Below are 15873 nucleotides of genomic sequence, written 5' to 3'. Positions count from 1 at the left end.
ATGAGGAAATTGGCGATGCTCCGCATTTCTGAGCTGCCTGGGCGGCAGCCAACCGGGGCGGTCAATCTCGGCGTCGCCGCGGTCATTTCTGAGCTGCCTGGGCGGCAGCCAACTTTCCCTGCGTATTTCGCCCGGCCCAGCGCCGTTTCTGAGCTGCCTGGGCGGCAGCCAACGTACCTTCGACAAGATTGATGTCTTGTTTTCTTTTCTGAGCTGCCTGGGCGGCAGCCAACCTGCGCAACGCGGCGGCGTTCATCCAGTGGCATTTCTGAGCTGCCTGGGCGGCAGCCAACAGGGCATCAAACATCAAGGCGCTCATTGAAGCTTTCTGAGCTGCCTGGGCGGCAGCCAACATGTAATGGATATTCGATCCATGCCAGAGCTTTTTCTGAGCTGCCTGGGCGGCAGCCAACCATTACATGGCCTCCATCAGTAGATCGTTGTATTTCTGAGCTGCCTGGGCGGCAGCCAACACTTCCGAAACCTGTTCCTCTACACACCAGGTTTTCTGAGCTGCCTGGGCGGCAGCCAACACTGGCGACCTCAAGGCCAGCGCCCTGACGCTTTTCTGAGCTGCCTGGGCGGCAGCCAACATCGACTTGGCGCCCGCGATGGTGCGCCACTGTTTCTGAGCTGCCTGGGCGGCAGCCAACGCGTCAACGCTGCTTGATTCCAGCGGACGGATTTTCTGAGCTGCCTGGGCGGCAGCCAACCGCGACAAGCTGCATCGTATCAACGTCTACACTTTCTGAGCTGCCTGGGCGGCAGCCAACGATCGGGAAGCCCATCGCGGTTCCCGTCGTCATTTCTGAGCTGCCTGGGCGGCAGCCAACTCGATAGGATTGCTGGTGTACCCGCAGGCATTCTTTCTGAGCTGCCTGGGCGGCAGCCAACCAGGAAGCCGCCGGCGCCAACGTCGATATGTCTTTCTGAGCTGCCTGGGCGGCAGCCAACAGCATTGGACGCGACAGAATTCTGGTCGTGGCTTTCTGAGCTGCCTGGGCGGCAGCCAACATTGGCAGGCTGCCGTCTTCCGCAGAAATGGATTTCTGAGCTGCCTGGGCGGCAGCCAACTGCAGCATCCTCCTTCGCTCGTCTAGGTACTGTTTCTGAGCTGCCTGGGCGGCAGCCAACTCTTCGCCCTGGCGGTCCACTGTGACCGTCTGTTTCTGAGCTGCCTGGGCGCAGCCAACGTTGGCGCCCAGGACGTGCTGTCGATTATGCATTTCTGAGCTGCCTGGGCGGCAGCCAACTCCAGCGCGCTCAACGCACGCGTAGCATGTGGTTTCTGAGCTGCCTGGGCGGCAGCCAACACCATGAACGGCACCGTTCGCTCGTTGCGGATTTTCTGAGCTGCCTGGGCGGCAGCCAACTTCAGCACTGACCACAAGAACGTCGGCACGACTTTCTGAGCTGCCTGGGCGGCAGCCAACGTCCTGGCCATCTTCGAGATCGAAATTCATCTTTTCTGAGCTGCCTGGGCGGCAGCCAACTCATAGCTGGTGGGCTTGCGTGGTTTCGCCATAGTTTCTGAGCTGCCTGGGCGGCAGCCAACGCGCTGACCAGTCAGCTCGGCGCGCTGCGTAATTTCTGAGCTGCCTGGGCGGCAGCCAACGAAAGCCTGGGCGACTCCGGCAGCTCGGGATTTTTCTGAGCTGCCTGGGCGGCAGCCAACGCGCTCGGCAAAGTCGAGCAGGAGTATGCCAATTTCTGAGCTGCCTGGGCGGCAGCCAACCGTGGCCTCCGCACTCAGCGGCTTGCCCCGCTTTTCTGAGCTGCCTGGGCGGCAGCCAACCGCTGACGTCGACGTATGACGCCCAGTAGTATTTTCTGAGCTGCCTGGGCGGCAGCCAACTTTTACGCGTCTTCATCGGCATCTGGCTCCTGTTTCTGAGCTGCCTGGGCGGCAGCCAACGGCACCACGGCGCAGTCGGTCCGGGCCCGGCTTTTCTGAGCTGCCTGGGCGGCAGCCAACAAGGCCCTGGCGTGGGGGCTCAACGCGCAGCATTTCTGAGCTGCCTGGGCGGCAGCCAACAAGCTCTGCTCGATATTCATTATCGCCCGCCTTTTCTGAGCTGCCTGGGCGGCAGCCAACATGAAGGGCTACCAGATGATAGCCCTTATCGTTTTCTGAGCTGCCTGGGCGGCAGCCAACGAGATTAGCGATACTGTCAGTGTTGCCGCTATTTTCTGAGCTGCCTGGGCGGCAGCCAACGAGCCCACGCCGGCCACCTGGGCGACTTGATCTTTCTGAGCTGCCTGGGCGGCAGCCAACGGCTTGTCGATCAGCCACTCGTACGCGGCCATTTTCTGAGCTGCCTGGGCGGCAGCCAACTGCCTGTTGCTCGTGGCGCTGACGCGGCCCCTTTTCTGAGCTGCCTGGGCGGCAGCCAACGATATCGGCAATACCGGAGTCGATCACGTACTTTTCTGAGCTGCCTGGGCGGCAGCCAACGTGGTGGCTCTGGTGATGGGTCCGATGGATCATTTCTGAGCTGCCTGGGCGGCAGCCAACGGACACTCTGAGGCACCCCCGGATGATGGAAATTTCTGAGCTGCCTGGGCGGCAGCCAACGATGACCACACGGCGGCCCGCCGCGCCGAGCTTTTCTGAGCTGCCTGGGCGGCAGCCAACTACACCGACGATCAGTTGGATCTCGACGAGTTTTTCTGAGCTGCCTGGGCGGCAGCCAACAGGATGACGTTTGGCTGGATTCCTTTCCGGACTTTCTGAGCTGCCTGGGCGGCAGCCAACCTGAGCCGATCCGTTGGAAACGCGACGCTCGATTTCTGAGCTGCCTGGGCGGCAGCCAACGCCAAAGGCGCGGCGAAGTCTGCTGGCATGCTTTTCTGAGCTGCCTGGGCGGCAGCCAACATCAAGCTGCGCATTGCTCACCGTAGACATCCTTTCTGAGCTGCCTGGGCGGCAGCCAACTAGGATGACGGCCTGGTGAAGACAATGAGCAGTTTCTGAGCTGCCTGGGCGGCAGCCAACACGACCACCTTGCCGGTGCCGTTGATGTGGTATTTCTGAGCTGCCTGGGCGGCAGCCAACTAGAGCTTTTCCAAGCTAATACCCTGATTGTTAAAGAGCAATAGCCATAAAACGCGACGCCTCCCTTTTTGCGGAGGCGTCGCTAAACCCTTGTTTTTCCGAGCGCTATAAAAACGCTCGAAAAAAGGGTCAAAAGAACCAGGGTACGGTCGCCTCCTGGCTCAGGCCGTAGTGGTTGAAGTGACCACTGATCGGTGTCGGCTGCGGTTCGCCATGCTCGATGAACAGCGCAAAGCGTTGCTGGCTGGATCGACTGCTGAGTGACACGAAGGGCAAGGGGATGCGTGGCCCGTTGGTGTGTGCGAACTTGGCTTGCGCCTCCTCAAGATCGATGGCATGACGCCGTGCATAGCGCTTTACCTGGCTATCATTGCCGGTCTTGAACTGTCGGCGCCTGACCACGCGATGAAGCGCGTCGTCGGGCACCGGTAGGGTTTCCGCGATTTCCACGAGTTCGCGCATGCCGGCGAGCCAGGGTTGCGTCATGAGTTGCGCCAGACTCTGTTGTGTTCCATGCAGACGTAGCCGGTCGCCCGGCGTGCGTGCCTTCACACCGGTTTTGTGATCCGGGAAGCTCACGCCGATATCGTTCGCGTCCAGGTCGAACAGCGCGCGATGCAGTCGGCCGTAGAGCGCGCCCATCAACATCGCGGGCGGAAAGTCCGGATCGGGTCGCAGTCGCAGGTCGATATAGTGGTCCATGGTTCACCCCGCGTCGCCGAAGACGCCGCCACGGATCAGGGTCGCCATCACGAAGTGCTGCTGCTCGGTCGCCGGCACCTGATCCTTGAGCAGCCAGTTGTCGAGCAGGTTGTAGAAGTCCACTTTCTGCTTCGGCTGGCGGTAGGCCGTTCCCTGGGTGGTTACCGAGCCGTAGGGCTCGACGGCGATCGGCCCCAAGTCGCTGCCGTCCTCTGGTGCTGGGTACCAGGTGTCGATGGTACGCAGGGCGTTGCCGATCTTCTGGGAGTGAATGGCGGCGCTTTTGTCATCCCCGATGCTGTAAAGCGTCTTGCTCTTGTCGCCACGGGTGCGGTCTAGGATCAGCTCCTGCGATGGGAAGACTTCCTGACCGGCACCGATACGGGCAAAGGCGACCACGTCCAGCAGTAGATACTGCTCGCCGGCCAAGGCACTGGCGATTACCTCCCCTAGCGCGCGGGTCTGCTCGTCGCCGTTGAAATCACGGGTCGAGCGGTCGAGAGCATTGTCGAAGGTCCATGCCTGTTCAGTTTCCCCGGCCTTAGTCTGGCGTACCGTCACTTCGAGCGCCTCGGCCTTGAGGCGATTGCGCCACAGGAAGCGGCCGTTGGCGAGGTTGCAGGCGTAGCGATGGGCCAGTTCGCTGAAGCCGTGCTCGCTGACGTAGCCCTCGACAGCCTGCTTCAGCTTGGCTTGATAGTCGGCACTATTGCAGGCTGAGGGGGTACCGGCGCCGGCCAGCACGCGCAGCGTGAAATGTACCGCCAGGGTATCGGCGTCGTGGGGCAGCGCGGCGACGTCTACGGTCTGCAGGTTGGGGTTTTCGATGGCGGCATCGAGCTTGAGCGGGTCCTGATCCTTGGTCTTCAGGCGGTTGGAGATGGTGCCACGCACGGACTTTTCCGTGACCGGGATGCAGGGCCAGGCGGTAAATTGGTCGCGCTTGTCCCAGTTGCCGGCACTGAACAGGGCATCGGAGGGGTCGAGCTTGCGCTCGAAGGCGAGGACGGAAGCGGTTTTTAGAGCGTCGTTCTTGGCCATGATGGATTCTCCTTGATGATCAGTCTGCTTCGGAATGGGTCAGGCTGTAATCGTTGGTGAGGCGGTAAACGCCACGTTCGAGATCGTTGTCGACGAACCACAACAGCGCGTCCGGGGTGCGCAGCCGATGCGGGCTGACCCACTCGCCGATCGAATAGAGGCTCTCGACGAATTGGAACGGCATCCGCGAATCACGCGCATTGGTGACCTCGCCGGGATCGAATAGCTCGGAGATAGCGCCATAGCCGACCGGGATGGGCACCAGCCAGCCGGGATAGGGACGACGAATCTCCCAGTGAGCCACTTCTTTTTTCTGGCCCTCCTTGTCCTCATGTGTCTCGATTCGGCATTCATGATTGAGCCGGCAGAGATCGAGCCAGGCATCCAGAGCCGTCGCGCTGTCGTCGTCGGCCTCGAGTGTTTTCGTGTGTTCGGCCAGATAGTCATCTCGCAGCACCAACGCAAAGCCAGGCAGTAGCCGTCGCTTGAGGCGTCGCCACTGTTTGCTGCGTTCTTCTTCGTTGTCATCGAAGGTGATCAGCTCAGGGCGCTGCCGTTTTGCCTCGCTGAGAGGCGGCATGACGCTGCCACCGGCGATTCGCATGCTCCGCACCTGATCGAACAGTTGGCGGGCAATGGCCCGACGACGCTCGGTATTACTCAGATCGTCGCCATCGGACTCGATGCCGATAAGCAGGGTCACGTCTAGGTGCGCGCGTCCTTCCTCGACGATGGCTGCCGTGGCGCCGGACTTGTCCACGGGATTGCGCGTGAGGTGAAACGCTCGGGTAAATCCGCCCTCGGTGACCTGCGGCTCGATGTGGTGGCACACCACGCCGACACCATCGAAGACAATCCGGATATCGTCGGGAAGGTTGCGCTCCAGCGCCTGGATGGCGCCCATGAAGGCGCTCATGGCGGGGAAGCCCCAGGTCATCGAGCTGGAGATGGCGTTGGCGTTCTGGATGCGAAGTCGGGGCAGAACCAGGAGATGCGAGATGGAATCGATCATGTCAGCTCTCCTGTGTCTTCCTCGTCATCACGCAGCGCATCCTGCAGGTCGTCGAGCTGGCGGCGGAAGCGTTTCAAAACGTTGTCGAACCGACCTTTCCAATGCTCATGCTCGATATCGCCGAACTGCAGCGGGCTTTTTTGTCCCAGCTCGCGATTGAGCCAGAGCGCAGCACGCGCGCTGATCTCGTCGTGCCAATTGGATTGGCGTCGCGCCTCGGCGAATTCCGCGTCCTGCTCGGCCCGCCCGGGGTCGAGCCAGTACTGCTCTTCCGGTGCGAGTTCGCAGCGCGCTTCAGTGGTCCAGCCCGGTGGGAGCAAGTGCATGTCGAAAGTGAACAGCATCAGCTCATCGACCAGCATGGCGGTCAGGTCATCGCGTAAATCACGCGTCTGCATGTTGGCGGTGGGGTCGGATTCGAGAAAGTGCTTCAGTTCATTGAGCGTGCGCCGAACTTCCGGGCGCCCTTTGAACGCCTTGAACGGATCACGCATCGGCGCGTAGATCTCGCGTGACTGCCAGTTGGGGGGAAGGGAGGCGAGCAGGTAATTTTGGCCGCCACGCTCGCTATTGAGCTGGGAGATGTTCTGGGGTTTGGTACCGCCAAGCTTTTGAACCGAGAGATTCAGGTAGTCGGCATAGCCACCCTGAAAAATGGCGTCTTCGCGTCGTGCCTTACGACCTGCCTTGGCGTGGTCCCCGAAACGTGCCTCGCTCAGTCGTGCATGAACCGGATGGGTGAGCGCTGTCGCATATAGAGGTGCCAACAAGCGATAGTCTTCGTCACTGGCAGGATTATCGCCCACCAGCCAATAGACCTGCTTGCCACGCGCATGGGAACTCGGCGTCCCTTTTGGCTCGACGATATCCGCGAAGGCGCTTACCCAGCTTTCTGCTTCCGCCCGATCTGGACTCAAGGCCTCGATCAGTGCCTCGTCGCCATCGAGCGCTAGCTCTAGTAACGAGTGTTCTTCCCATCTCAGCTTGAGGAACTTGTAGACATCCAAAGCGGCTGCGTTACCTACGACATCGCCTTCGAAGTCAGCCGGCAGGCAGTGGCTCCCCACCAGTTCGCGGCGCTTTAGCTGAGCGGGCTCTACATAGAGATTGGTGCCCTTGGCGTCGGGATGAATCGCCTTGAGCGAGTGGGTGACGACCTGAAGCTGACTGACGCGACGCGCGGCGTCGGAAAGCCAGGCCTGCGGATCGAACTGCTGCTGCAGTTTGAGATAAACGGGGTCGTCCGGCGCGAGCTTTTCCGTCTTGGTCAGAAAACGGTTGTAGATGAATCCGCGAATGACTGACTCAAGCGTCGACGGTGGACTATTCATCGGTTCTGACATATTCCCCCTCATTGGTAGCGTGAACGGTTATTTTTTCCTCACAAACCCTAGCGCCGGATGAAAGTGCCAACCCTGCGGGGCCCGATCCGGTTTCAGGCGAATGCGGCCGAAACGCATCGCGCATTGCTCGAGCGTCATGTCCATGGCCTCGGCTTGTTCACTCAAGGTCGCCAGGTAGTCCGGTTCGTTCCAAGGTGATACGCGCGGGTTGTGCAGCGCCTCGTCCGGTAGACGGTCCAGCTCGGATTCAACCGGGGTCAGCGTCGCCTCCTGGCCTTCCTGACCCACACGCCAAAAGCCGTAATCCTCTTCGGTCTCGTCGGGACGCAGCACGAATTCGGCATCCGGCACGTTGTCTTCCCGGAAAGGCTGCTGCTGGATCGCCACGGCGCTCAGTGACATCGCCGTTGGCCGGTAGAACAGATAGGCGCCCAGGTGGATCGGCTTGCGCCGACGCGTGCGTCGCTGGCCGGGTGGTTCGGCGCCCTCCACCATCAGCATCGTGAGCCGCGCGTGTTCGAGATCGACCAGCTTGCTGGTGGGCTCGAGGGGCTCGGCCGGCAGTAAGCGCGGGCGCGAGTCGATGGCGGCGACTTCCTCATCGCGCAGCAGCGTAGGCAGTCGATGCTTAGTCAGCGGCCAATCATTGTTTTCGAAGCCTGGCCGGCGAAAAGCGGGTCGTTCGCCCTTCAGATGCTTCACGTTGGTTTCCAGCAGGGCAATATTGGGTATCTCGACTGGCTCGGGCCGGTGGCGCCGCACGCGCCCGGCGAGCTGGATGATCGAGCGCATGGAGGAGGGTTCGACCACGGCCCAGTCGAAATCGTGATCCCGGCCGACTTCAGTCACCGGTGAGCCCAGCACGACAAACAGGTGATCGTCGGTGTCACCGACGAGTCGCCGGCGAATGTCGGCCAGTTCGAACACTGCAGCCGGGTCGCGGCGGTCCAGCGCCCGGTCGAGCCGGGCTTCCAGGCGTGAGCGCAGCAGCAGCGGAAATTGCGAGTGATAGACACACAGGTGAATCTGGGTGCCCTCGGGAATCTCAGCGCGATAGATGGCCTGTGCCACCGCGACCAGCGGCTCGATATTGGCCATGCGCACCAGGCCGAAGCTGACGCGCTTGCCGCTGTGCGTATCACGCGAGTGGTGCCGATCATGCAGGGCGAGGGCTTCTGTAAGGATCGTCTGCGCCACTGCCTCATGAATGGCGTCCGGATGCTTGGAAGGCGCTGAAATAGGTACGAGCGTGCCGCGTCGCAGTGGGTCGAGCTTAGCGAGCCGGGCAGCGCGCTTGCAGGCGAAAGCCGCGTGGGCACTATCGAAGTCGCCCCCATCGGCGCAGCCCTGGTGCGTGCAGCCATGCTCATCGAACCAGGCACAGATGGGAGCGACCGGCGCATGGGGCATGCCGCGATGCCGCTGGTAGTCGGCGCGCCCTTCCTGGTAAGCGTCGAACAGGCCGCGCACCAGCGCCGAAGGTAGTGTCGCGGAAGAGAGCAACACGCGAGAGCCCAGCAGGCCGGTCCAATAGACCAGCCGTGTCAGCGCGGGCAGATCATCGATATCGAAGTCGTCCGGCTCGTCGAGCACCAGATCGCCGCTCATCAGCCGCAGCATCGGCGCAATCTGTCCGCCACCACGCAGACTCTCGGTAGCCGGCATCAGGTGATCGATCGTACAGACCAGCACTGGCGCCTGGATCAGCGCCCGTGCCTGCGGATCGACGACAGCCTTACCCAGTACGCGGTGGGCATCCATATCGCCTTCGAACAGCACGTGCCCCTGATCATCGAGCAGCTCGGCGCGGGACTCAGAGCCGCCGGTGCTCTGCTGATATGCGAACATCGCGCGGCTGGCGCTGCCGCCCACGCGGATGGCCAGTTCATCGCTGCCGAGCCCGAGCCTTTCGCAGTAAGCCTGTCCGGTCTGCAGGGTCAACGTACGCAGGCCAAGCGCGATCGAGAAGCGCGCGCCGCTCTCCGGGTTGGCCAGCGCATACAGGATGCGACCGTTAGCGATGGTCTTGCCGCAGCCGGTGGACGCCATGTTGATGCCGAAAAAGCCCTGTTCCTGGCCCATGTCGCGTAGGCCGGAGGCAAGATCGAAGGCCTTGTCCTGCCAGCGAAAGCGGGCGTCACGGCTGCGCGCCTTGAACCCTTTGTGGCGTGCGATTCGCGGTAGTGCCGTGGCGATATCCGGCAGTGAGTGAACGATCTCTCCGGTGGCGCGCGTCACGCCCAGCAGATGCTCGGTCAGCGGCTGGCAGCGCTCGCGCTTGCCCTGGTCAACGGTGGTATTGGCATGGAGCGCCTCGTTCCAAGGCCCGCTGAGTCGCCCAACATCGACGAGGCTCGAGTAGTGATGGTCCGCGAGCATCAAGGCGAGCCGGGCCAGATGCATGACATAGGGCGATTCCAGCGGTGGCGTCTGCCAATGCAGCTCGCCTAGTTGCCGGGCCAAGCGTTGCGCCCGCTCTCGCCATGGTTTGTCCGTGATCGGCAGGCCGTGAGAAAACCGCCACCATGGCGCCAGCTCGCTGGCATCCGCGGGCTCGACGCATTCGTTCCAGGTGGCCGAAATGGCCTCCGGCAGAGCTGGAAGACTACTGGCATTGAGTATCGACTTGGCCCCCACCCACTTCTGGGAGCCGTCGTCGTTTTCGGCGGGTAGCGCCGGCAGGCGGTGGTGGCTGACGATCAGCCAGCCGATGGCGGCGGCGAGTGGAGGTAAGCGTGCGAAGGGAGATTCGCCTGCCGCGGGGATATCTAGCCCATCTCTTCTGAGGTGCGTCAGCCAGCAGGCGTCGTCTTCGGCTGTTGGCTGATGTAGCCGCGCCAGCCACTCGGCATCGCTATCGTCACCGACGAAGGCCTCGAGCAACCGCAGCGATACCCACTCATGGCGATAACGGTTGCGCCCCTCCAACTTTCCGGAGAGGCGCATCTGGAAGGCGTCGGTGGCCTTGCCCAGGTCGTGGAACAGTGCAGCCATCGAGGCTAGAAGATGTATCTGACGCAGCGAGTGCCAGTCGTTCTCATCCTCGCCCCGCAGCACATTGCGCTTGGTGGTATTGGTCGGCGTGGCGCCGCGGTCATTGAATGACGAGGCGTCACCGACGATCCATAGCAGCTCGCTGTGGTCGTGGCCGCGAATCCAGTGGCAGGCGACGGCGGTATTCTTGCGCGCTGTCTGGCGCAGCAGCTTTCTCAGCGTGTCGAGTCCGGCTTTGGTGATCGCTGTCTGCCAGGTGCGCTCGCCGCGGCGCTCGGCGAACTGGTCGAGAACCCGGCGGGTCTCCTTGAGGGCGTTCTTGCGGCACTGGGAGACGATCAGCACGTTCATCGCCGCGCTTCCCCGTCCAGCCGCTCGGCAACGCCTTGCACCAACTCGATCAGCGTGTCCAGTGCCTCGACGCGGGTGAGCCGTTCGATGCAGGCCTGGCGGAATGCCTGCTCTTCGTCGCCACGGCTAGCGGAGATGAACGCCTGCGGCAGAATGACCGCATCCTTGATCAGGTCGGCGATGTCGAACACCAGGCCGCCGCGTCGGGTCTTGCCGTGGAGCACCGCCAGACCGTGGGGTAATCCCAGCACCCAGCTAGCAGTGGCGCCCAGTCCGTAGGCGAGGTAGTTGCCGTGATCGAGAAAACGGTTGGCGGGGTCGACACCGCTACCTTTCTTGGCGCGCACGAATTCGCCATAGCCGACCGCCTGGGTGGCGAGCCGGAACAGCTGCTTGGTCAGCCGGGCTTCTTCCGTCAGCAGTGCGGTGGTGTCCGCTGCTTGGTCGATGGCGCTGCGGCTGCCCTCTAGCAGTGCCTTCAACTCGGCTGCGCTGGGCTTGAAATCGGTATCGCGTTGAAAGCGTGAGTCAAGCCAGTGCCGTTCGACCTGGGTCAGGCGCGCACGCTGAAAGCTGCGTGCCGCCTCTAGCCTCAGCGCATCGTCGAACCAGAAACGCACCCACTGTTGTAAGTACTCGGTGGGGCGGTACTCGCTATGTGGGTTGAACCAGGCGACCTCGACATCGACTTCGTTGGCGGAGAACAGCGGCGTGCCGCCGCCACCGCAGAAGCCGACCAGAACGCCCGCCTTGGCCAGCTCGCGCATCGCCGCCTGGGTAATCGAGGTGCCGGTACCCAGCAGCAGCGAGGTGGTGTTGGCGATGGGGATGTTCCAGTAGGCCGAGCGCTTGCCCTCGTCGGTGACATACTCCACGCGGCCGCCGTTGACCAGTACCCGGCAGTGCTGGAGGTAGTAGAGATTGGCACGCTTGGAGTGCAGGATCGTTTTGAGATCGCTTGAAGATAGATCTTCCATCGCTTCGTTACCTACCGGTTCGTCCCGTAACCGTTGGTAACGCAGATGCTGCGGCACCACAAGTCCAACCAAAGGACTGTCAGCGATCTCCTACAAGATCGCGTCGTTCACAATCTCCCCTTTCCACATCATTTGTTATGTTATAACCTTTGCCTCCGTTTCAGGAGATCGTCATGTCACACCGTCACCGGCACCGCCCCGATGGGCCGTGCCATTTTTCGTTGATGTCGCTGGGCGCCGGGCGGCGCGTGTTGCTGGCGCTGTTGCCGCTGGCTGTGCTGTGGCTCGTCGCGGGCTGGGCTGCCGGGGTGTTCGGTTGATGGGGCAGTGGAGAACAGAGGCGCAGGATGAGCCCAACACCCTGCTGACGCTGGAATCGTTATCGCTGGCGCAGGGCAACCGCATGGTGCTGGAGGGTATCGACGGTCATTTCGAGGCCGGCACCATCACCGCGCTGGTGGGCGCCAACGGCGCCGGCAAGAGTACGCTGGTCCAGGGGATCATGGGCGAGCTGCGCCCCGTCAGCGGTCGAGTTCACTGTCGGGTACCCAACGCCCGGCGCGCCTGGCTGCCGCAGCAGCTGGCGCTGGATCTGACCTTCCCGATGAGCGTCGAGGAGCTGGTGATGAGCGGCTGCTGGCCGACCCACGGCAGTTTCAAGCGCTACGGCCCGGCGGAGTACCGCCGCGGCCAGGCGGTGATGCAGCGCCTGGGCCTGCAGGCGTTCGAACATCGCCCGCTGGGCGAGCTGTCCGGCGGCCAGCGCCAGCGCGCCCTGCTGGGCCGTACCTTGATGCAGGAAGCCCAACTGCTGCTGCTGGACGAGCCGTTCGCCAATGTCGATGCCGCCACCGTCGAGGTGCTGATCGAGGTATTGCAGGACATGGCGGCCAAGGGCGCGGCGATCATCATCGTGCTGCACGATCACGATCAGATGACCCGGCTGGCCGACCGGATCCTGCACCTGGAGCGCGGGCATGGCACCTGGTCGACGCCCGCCCGGGTCGGCGACGCCTCCTCCACGGCGGAGACGCTGATATGATCGACTGGCTGTTCTCTCCGTTAATCGATTTCGGTTTCATGCGCCGCGCGCTGGTGGCCGGCTTGGCGCTGTCGCTGGTCGCTCCGCCACTGGGGGTTTTCCTCACCCTGCGCGGCATGAGCCTGGTCGGCGACGCCATGGCCCACGCCGTGTTGCCGGGCGTGGCGGTGGGTTTCCTGCTGGCCGGGTTCTCGCTGCCGGCGATGAGCTTTGGCGGCCTGATCGCGGGGCTGCTGGTGGCAGGGCTGGCGGGCAGCGTGTCGCGCCTGACCGGCCATCGCGAAGACTCCGCCATCGCCAGCTTCTACCTGATCTCGCTCGCCGCCGGGGTGATGTTGATCTCGATGCGCGGCAGCAGCGTCGATCTGACCCACGTGCTGTTCGGCTCGATCCTGGCGGTGGACAGTACCGCGCTGTGGCTGATCGTCAGCGTGTCGAGCCTGACCCTGATCGTGCTCGCCGCGATCTTCCGCATCCTGGTGGTGGAGTGCCTCGACCCGCTGTTCCTGCGCGGCCAGGGCATTCGCGGCGGGGCCGTGCATGGCCTGTTCCTGGGCTTGATGGTGCTCAATCTGACGGCCGGCTTCCAGACGCTGGGGACGCTGATGGCGGTCGGCCTGATGATGCTGCCGGCCACCGCGGCGCGCTTCTGGTCGAAACGCCTCGAAGGCCTGATGGGGCTGGCGATCGCCATCGGCATGATCTCGAGCGTGGGAGGCCTGCTGCTCTCCTATCACGCCGGCCTGCCCTCCGGTCCCTGCATCATTCTGCTCGCTGGCGTCATCTATCTGTTTTCCGCGCTGTTCGGGCGGTACCACAGCGTCTTTGCCCGCTGGCGTCGGCGCGTCCAGCCCATGCTGCCGCCGGACGCCCACGGCTGACTCGGCACTCCATCGTTCAACTTCACTCGAGGAATTCAAGATGTCACGTCAATCCATCGCTTCCACGCTGCTCAAGGGCCTCATCGCCGGCGGTCTGAGCGTCGCCGCCCTGTCACCGATCTATGCCCAGGCGGAGCCGCTCAAGGTCGTCACCAGCTTCAGCATCCTCGACGACATGGTCGAGACCATCGGTGCCGATCACGTCTCGGTCACCTCGCTGGTCGGCCCGGATGGCGACGTGCACGCGTTCTCGCCCAAGCCCTCTGACGCGCAGTCGCTGGCCGACGCTGACCTGATCGTGGTCAACGGCCTGCAGCTCGAAGGCTGGATCGATCGCCTGATCGACGCCAGCGAATATCAGGGCGACATCGTGGTCGCCAGCGACGGCGTCAAGACGCGGCCGTTCGAGGGTCATGGCGACGAGGATGAGGGCGAGGACCATGGTCACGATCATGATGACCACGACCACGACCACGACCACGACCACGACCACGACCACGACCACGACCACGACCACGACGAACATGATCAGGCCGCGAATGGCGGTGAGGAAGGTCACCACCACCATGGCGATGTCGATCCGCACGCCTGGCAGGATCTCGAGAACGGCGAGCAGTACGCCCGCAACATCCGCGATGCGCTGGTGAAGGCGGATCCGGATCATGCCGACGACTACCGCGCCAACGCCAAGCAGTACATCGAGAAGATGGAAGCGCTGGACACCGAGACCAAGCAGCGCATGGCGCAGATTCCTGAGCAGAATCGCCTGATCATCACCAGCCACGACGCCTTCGGCTACTTTGCCGACGCTTACGGTCTCGAGCTGCTCTCGCCGGTGGGTATCAATACCCTGGCCGAACCCAGCGCCAGCGACATGGCCCAGTTGACGCAGCAGATCGAGAGCAGTCACGCCAAGGCACTGTTCCTGGAGAACATGAGCAACCCGGCGCTGATCAACCAGTTGCACGAAGAGACCGGCATCGCCATCGGCGGCACGCTGTATGCCGACGCGCTGACACCCGATGGCGAAGGCAGCACCTACCTCGGGATGTTCCAGCACAACGTCGACACGCTGATCGAGGCGTTGACGACCAACGACTGACGCGGCGAGGCCGGCGGCACCGCCGGCCGTTTCTCGCACTGGTCAATCAAGGCCACCTGAACGACACTGCTTCTCGAACCATCGCCGAGACAGTGTCGTTTTCATGCCGCCAGTGACTGCCCCCCACCGTCATCTCTCTCTTGCCCAGGCCCGGCGGCTCGCCCTGAAGGCCCAGGGATTCAGCGCCTCCTCCCCCGAAACCGTCAACCGCGGCCATCTCAACCGCCTGCTGAGTCGCCTTGGCGTGTTGCAGATCGACTCCGTCAACGCCCTCGCACGCTCCCACTACCTGCCCGTTCTGTCGCGGCTCGGCCCGTATCCGACGGCACTGCTCGACGAGGCGGCCTGGAGCCGCAATCGCCATCGGTCGTTGTTCGAGTACTGGGGCCACGAAGCCTCGCTGCTGCCGCTCTCGCTCTATCCGGCGATGCGCTGGCGCATGCGCCGCGCCCAGGACGGCATCGGCATCTACAAGCACCTGGCGAGATTCGGGCGGGAGCGGCGCGACGTGATCGAGCGCGTGCTGGCCAGCGTGCGCGAGCAGGGGCCACTGGGGGCGGGGGCGCTGAACACGCGGGAAGGGCCGTCCGGCCCGTGGTGGGACTGGAGCGAGGAGAAACAAGCGCTGGAGTGGCTGTTCGCCGCCGGCGAGGTCACCGTTGCCCGCCGCCGGGGCTTCGAACGGCTCTACGATCTCCCCGAGCGGGTGCTGCCGGCGGCGGTGCTGAACCGGCCCGAGCCCGACCTGCTCGAAGCCCATCGCCAACTACTGGCCCAGTCCGCCGCCGCCCTGGGGGTGGCCACCGAGAAAGACCTGCGCGACTATTATCGGCTGGCACCGAACGATACCCGCGCCGCGCTCGAGACCCTGGTTGAGGACGGCACCTTGACGCCGGTCGCGGTGCAGGGCTGGCGCCAGCCCGGCTATCTGCTCGGCGACCCCAGCGTGCCGAGGCGCATCGAAGCCGCTGCCCTGCTGTCACCGTTCGACTCGCTCGTCTGGTACCGCGAACGAACCGAGCGGCTGTTCGGGTTCCACTATCGCCTCGAGTTCTACGTACCGCCTCGCAAGCGCGTCTACGGCTACTACGTCATGCCCTTTCTCCACGGCGACCGGCTCGTCGGCCGCATCGATCTCCGCGCTCGTCGTGCCGAGGGCGAACTGACGGTTCTCGCGCTCCACCCGGAGCCGGAGGTCCGCTTCGGGGAGGCGCAACTCGCCGCCCTGGCGCAGCAGTTCGAGCAACTGGCAACGTGGCTGGGGCTGCCGCGCATCCATCTCGCCTGCGAACGCCCGCTGGCTCAGAGGCTCTCCAACCACTGGCCGGTAGAGTCGCAGCGGCGGCGCCATCTCTGAAGCCGGCAAGGCGCCG

The 15873-nt window shown here is 63.4% G+C and carries 11 protein-coding genes and 2 CRISPR repeat arrays (1 of these 13 only partly in view); of the genes, 5 read left to right on the top strand and 6 right to left on the bottom strand.

Annotation, left to right across the window (positions count from 1 at the left end; all coding sequences use genetic code 11):
- Positions 1–1134: a CRISPR direct-repeat array (repeat unit 28 nt; unit sequence TTTCTGAGCTGCCTGGGCGGCAGCCAAC); it reaches 1956 nt to the left of the window's first position.
- Positions 1135–1224: 90 nt separating this feature from the next.
- Positions 1225–3055: direct repeats of the CRISPR family, unit length 28 nt; unit sequence TTTCTGAGCTGCCTGGGCGGCAGCCAAC.
- A gap of 129 nt (positions 3056–3184) precedes the next feature.
- From cas6f to cas1f, 6 genes are read right to left on the bottom strand one after another with little or no spacing between them, the layout of a single operon-like run.
- Entirely contained in the window at positions 3185–3757 is a 573-nt protein-coding gene (gene cas6f / locus AAGT95_RS08850; protein ID WP_342596248.1) for a type I-F CRISPR-associated endoribonuclease Cas6/Csy4, read from the bottom strand.
- 3 nt (positions 3758–3760) lie between these two features.
- Positions 3761–4798, bottom strand: a complete 1038-nt coding sequence (csy3, locus tag AAGT95_RS08845; protein ID WP_342596247.1) for a type I-F CRISPR-associated protein Csy3 — start codon at positions 4796–4798, stop codon at positions 3761–3763.
- Positions 4799–4817: 19 nt separating this feature from the next.
- The gene (gene csy2 / locus AAGT95_RS08840) at positions 4818–5810 is read right to left on the bottom strand and encodes a type I-F CRISPR-associated protein Csy2 (RefSeq protein WP_342596246.1); all 993 of its coding nucleotides are present in this window, start codon (positions 5808–5810) and stop codon (positions 4818–4820) included.
- Entirely contained in the window at positions 5807–7153 is a 1347-nt protein-coding gene (gene csy1, locus AAGT95_RS08835; protein WP_342596245.1) for a type I-F CRISPR-associated protein Csy1, read from the bottom strand. The genes csy2 and csy1 overlap by 4 nt, the downstream gene beginning before the upstream one ends.
- Positions 7154–7180: 27 nt before the next feature.
- The gene (gene cas3f / locus AAGT95_RS08830; RefSeq protein WP_342596244.1) at positions 7181–10498 is read right to left on the bottom strand and encodes a type I-F CRISPR-associated helicase Cas3f; all 3318 of its coding nucleotides are present in this window, start codon (positions 10496–10498) and stop codon (positions 7181–7183) included.
- On the bottom strand, positions 10495–11475 hold the full coding sequence (cas1f, locus tag AAGT95_RS08825; RefSeq protein ID WP_342596243.1) for a type I-F CRISPR-associated endonuclease Cas1f: 981 nt from the start codon (positions 11473–11475) through the stop codon (positions 10495–10497). The genes cas3f and cas1f overlap by 4 nt, the downstream gene beginning before the upstream one ends.
- A 173-nt stretch (positions 11476–11648) precedes the next feature.
- On the opposite strand from cas1f, the gene AAGT95_RS08820 reads away from it, so the two are divergent.
- From AAGT95_RS08820 to AAGT95_RS08800, 5 genes are all read left to right on the top strand, one after another.
- Positions 11649–11795 (top strand): hypothetical protein, encoded by a 147-nt coding sequence (locus tag AAGT95_RS08820; RefSeq protein ID WP_167404608.1) that lies wholly within the window; start codon positions 11649–11651, stop codon positions 11793–11795.
- On the top strand, positions 11795–12517 hold the full coding sequence (locus AAGT95_RS08815) for a metal ABC transporter ATP-binding protein (protein WP_342596242.1): 723 nt from the start codon (positions 11795–11797) through the stop codon (positions 12515–12517). The genes AAGT95_RS08820 and AAGT95_RS08815 overlap by 1 nt, the downstream gene beginning before the upstream one ends.
- On the top strand, positions 12514–13398 hold the full coding sequence (locus tag AAGT95_RS08810; RefSeq protein WP_110597533.1) for a metal ABC transporter permease: 885 nt from the start codon (positions 12514–12516) through the stop codon (positions 13396–13398). The genes AAGT95_RS08815 and AAGT95_RS08810 overlap by 4 nt, the downstream gene beginning before the upstream one ends.
- A 40-nt stretch (positions 13399–13438) precedes the next feature.
- The gene (locus AAGT95_RS08805; RefSeq protein WP_342596241.1) at positions 13439–14500 is read left to right on the top strand and encodes a metal ABC transporter solute-binding protein, Zn/Mn family; all 1062 of its coding nucleotides are present in this window, start codon (positions 13439–13441) and stop codon (positions 14498–14500) included.
- A gap of 103 nt (positions 14501–14603) precedes the next feature.
- Positions 14604–15857, top strand: coding sequence for a winged helix-turn-helix domain-containing protein (locus tag AAGT95_RS08800; RefSeq protein WP_342596240.1), 1254 nt, complete (start codon positions 14604–14606; stop codon positions 15855–15857).
- Positions 15858–15873 lie beyond the last annotated feature (16 nt).

The sequence above is a fragment of the Salinicola lusitanus genome (genome assembly GCF_038648475.1).
In the GTDB taxonomy this organism is placed as follows: domain Bacteria; phylum Pseudomonadota; class Gammaproteobacteria; order Pseudomonadales; family Halomonadaceae; genus Salinicola; species Salinicola lusitanus.
The sequence above is the reverse complement of the archived record's forward strand: the minus strand, read 5'-3'. Positions and strand labels throughout refer to the sequence as shown.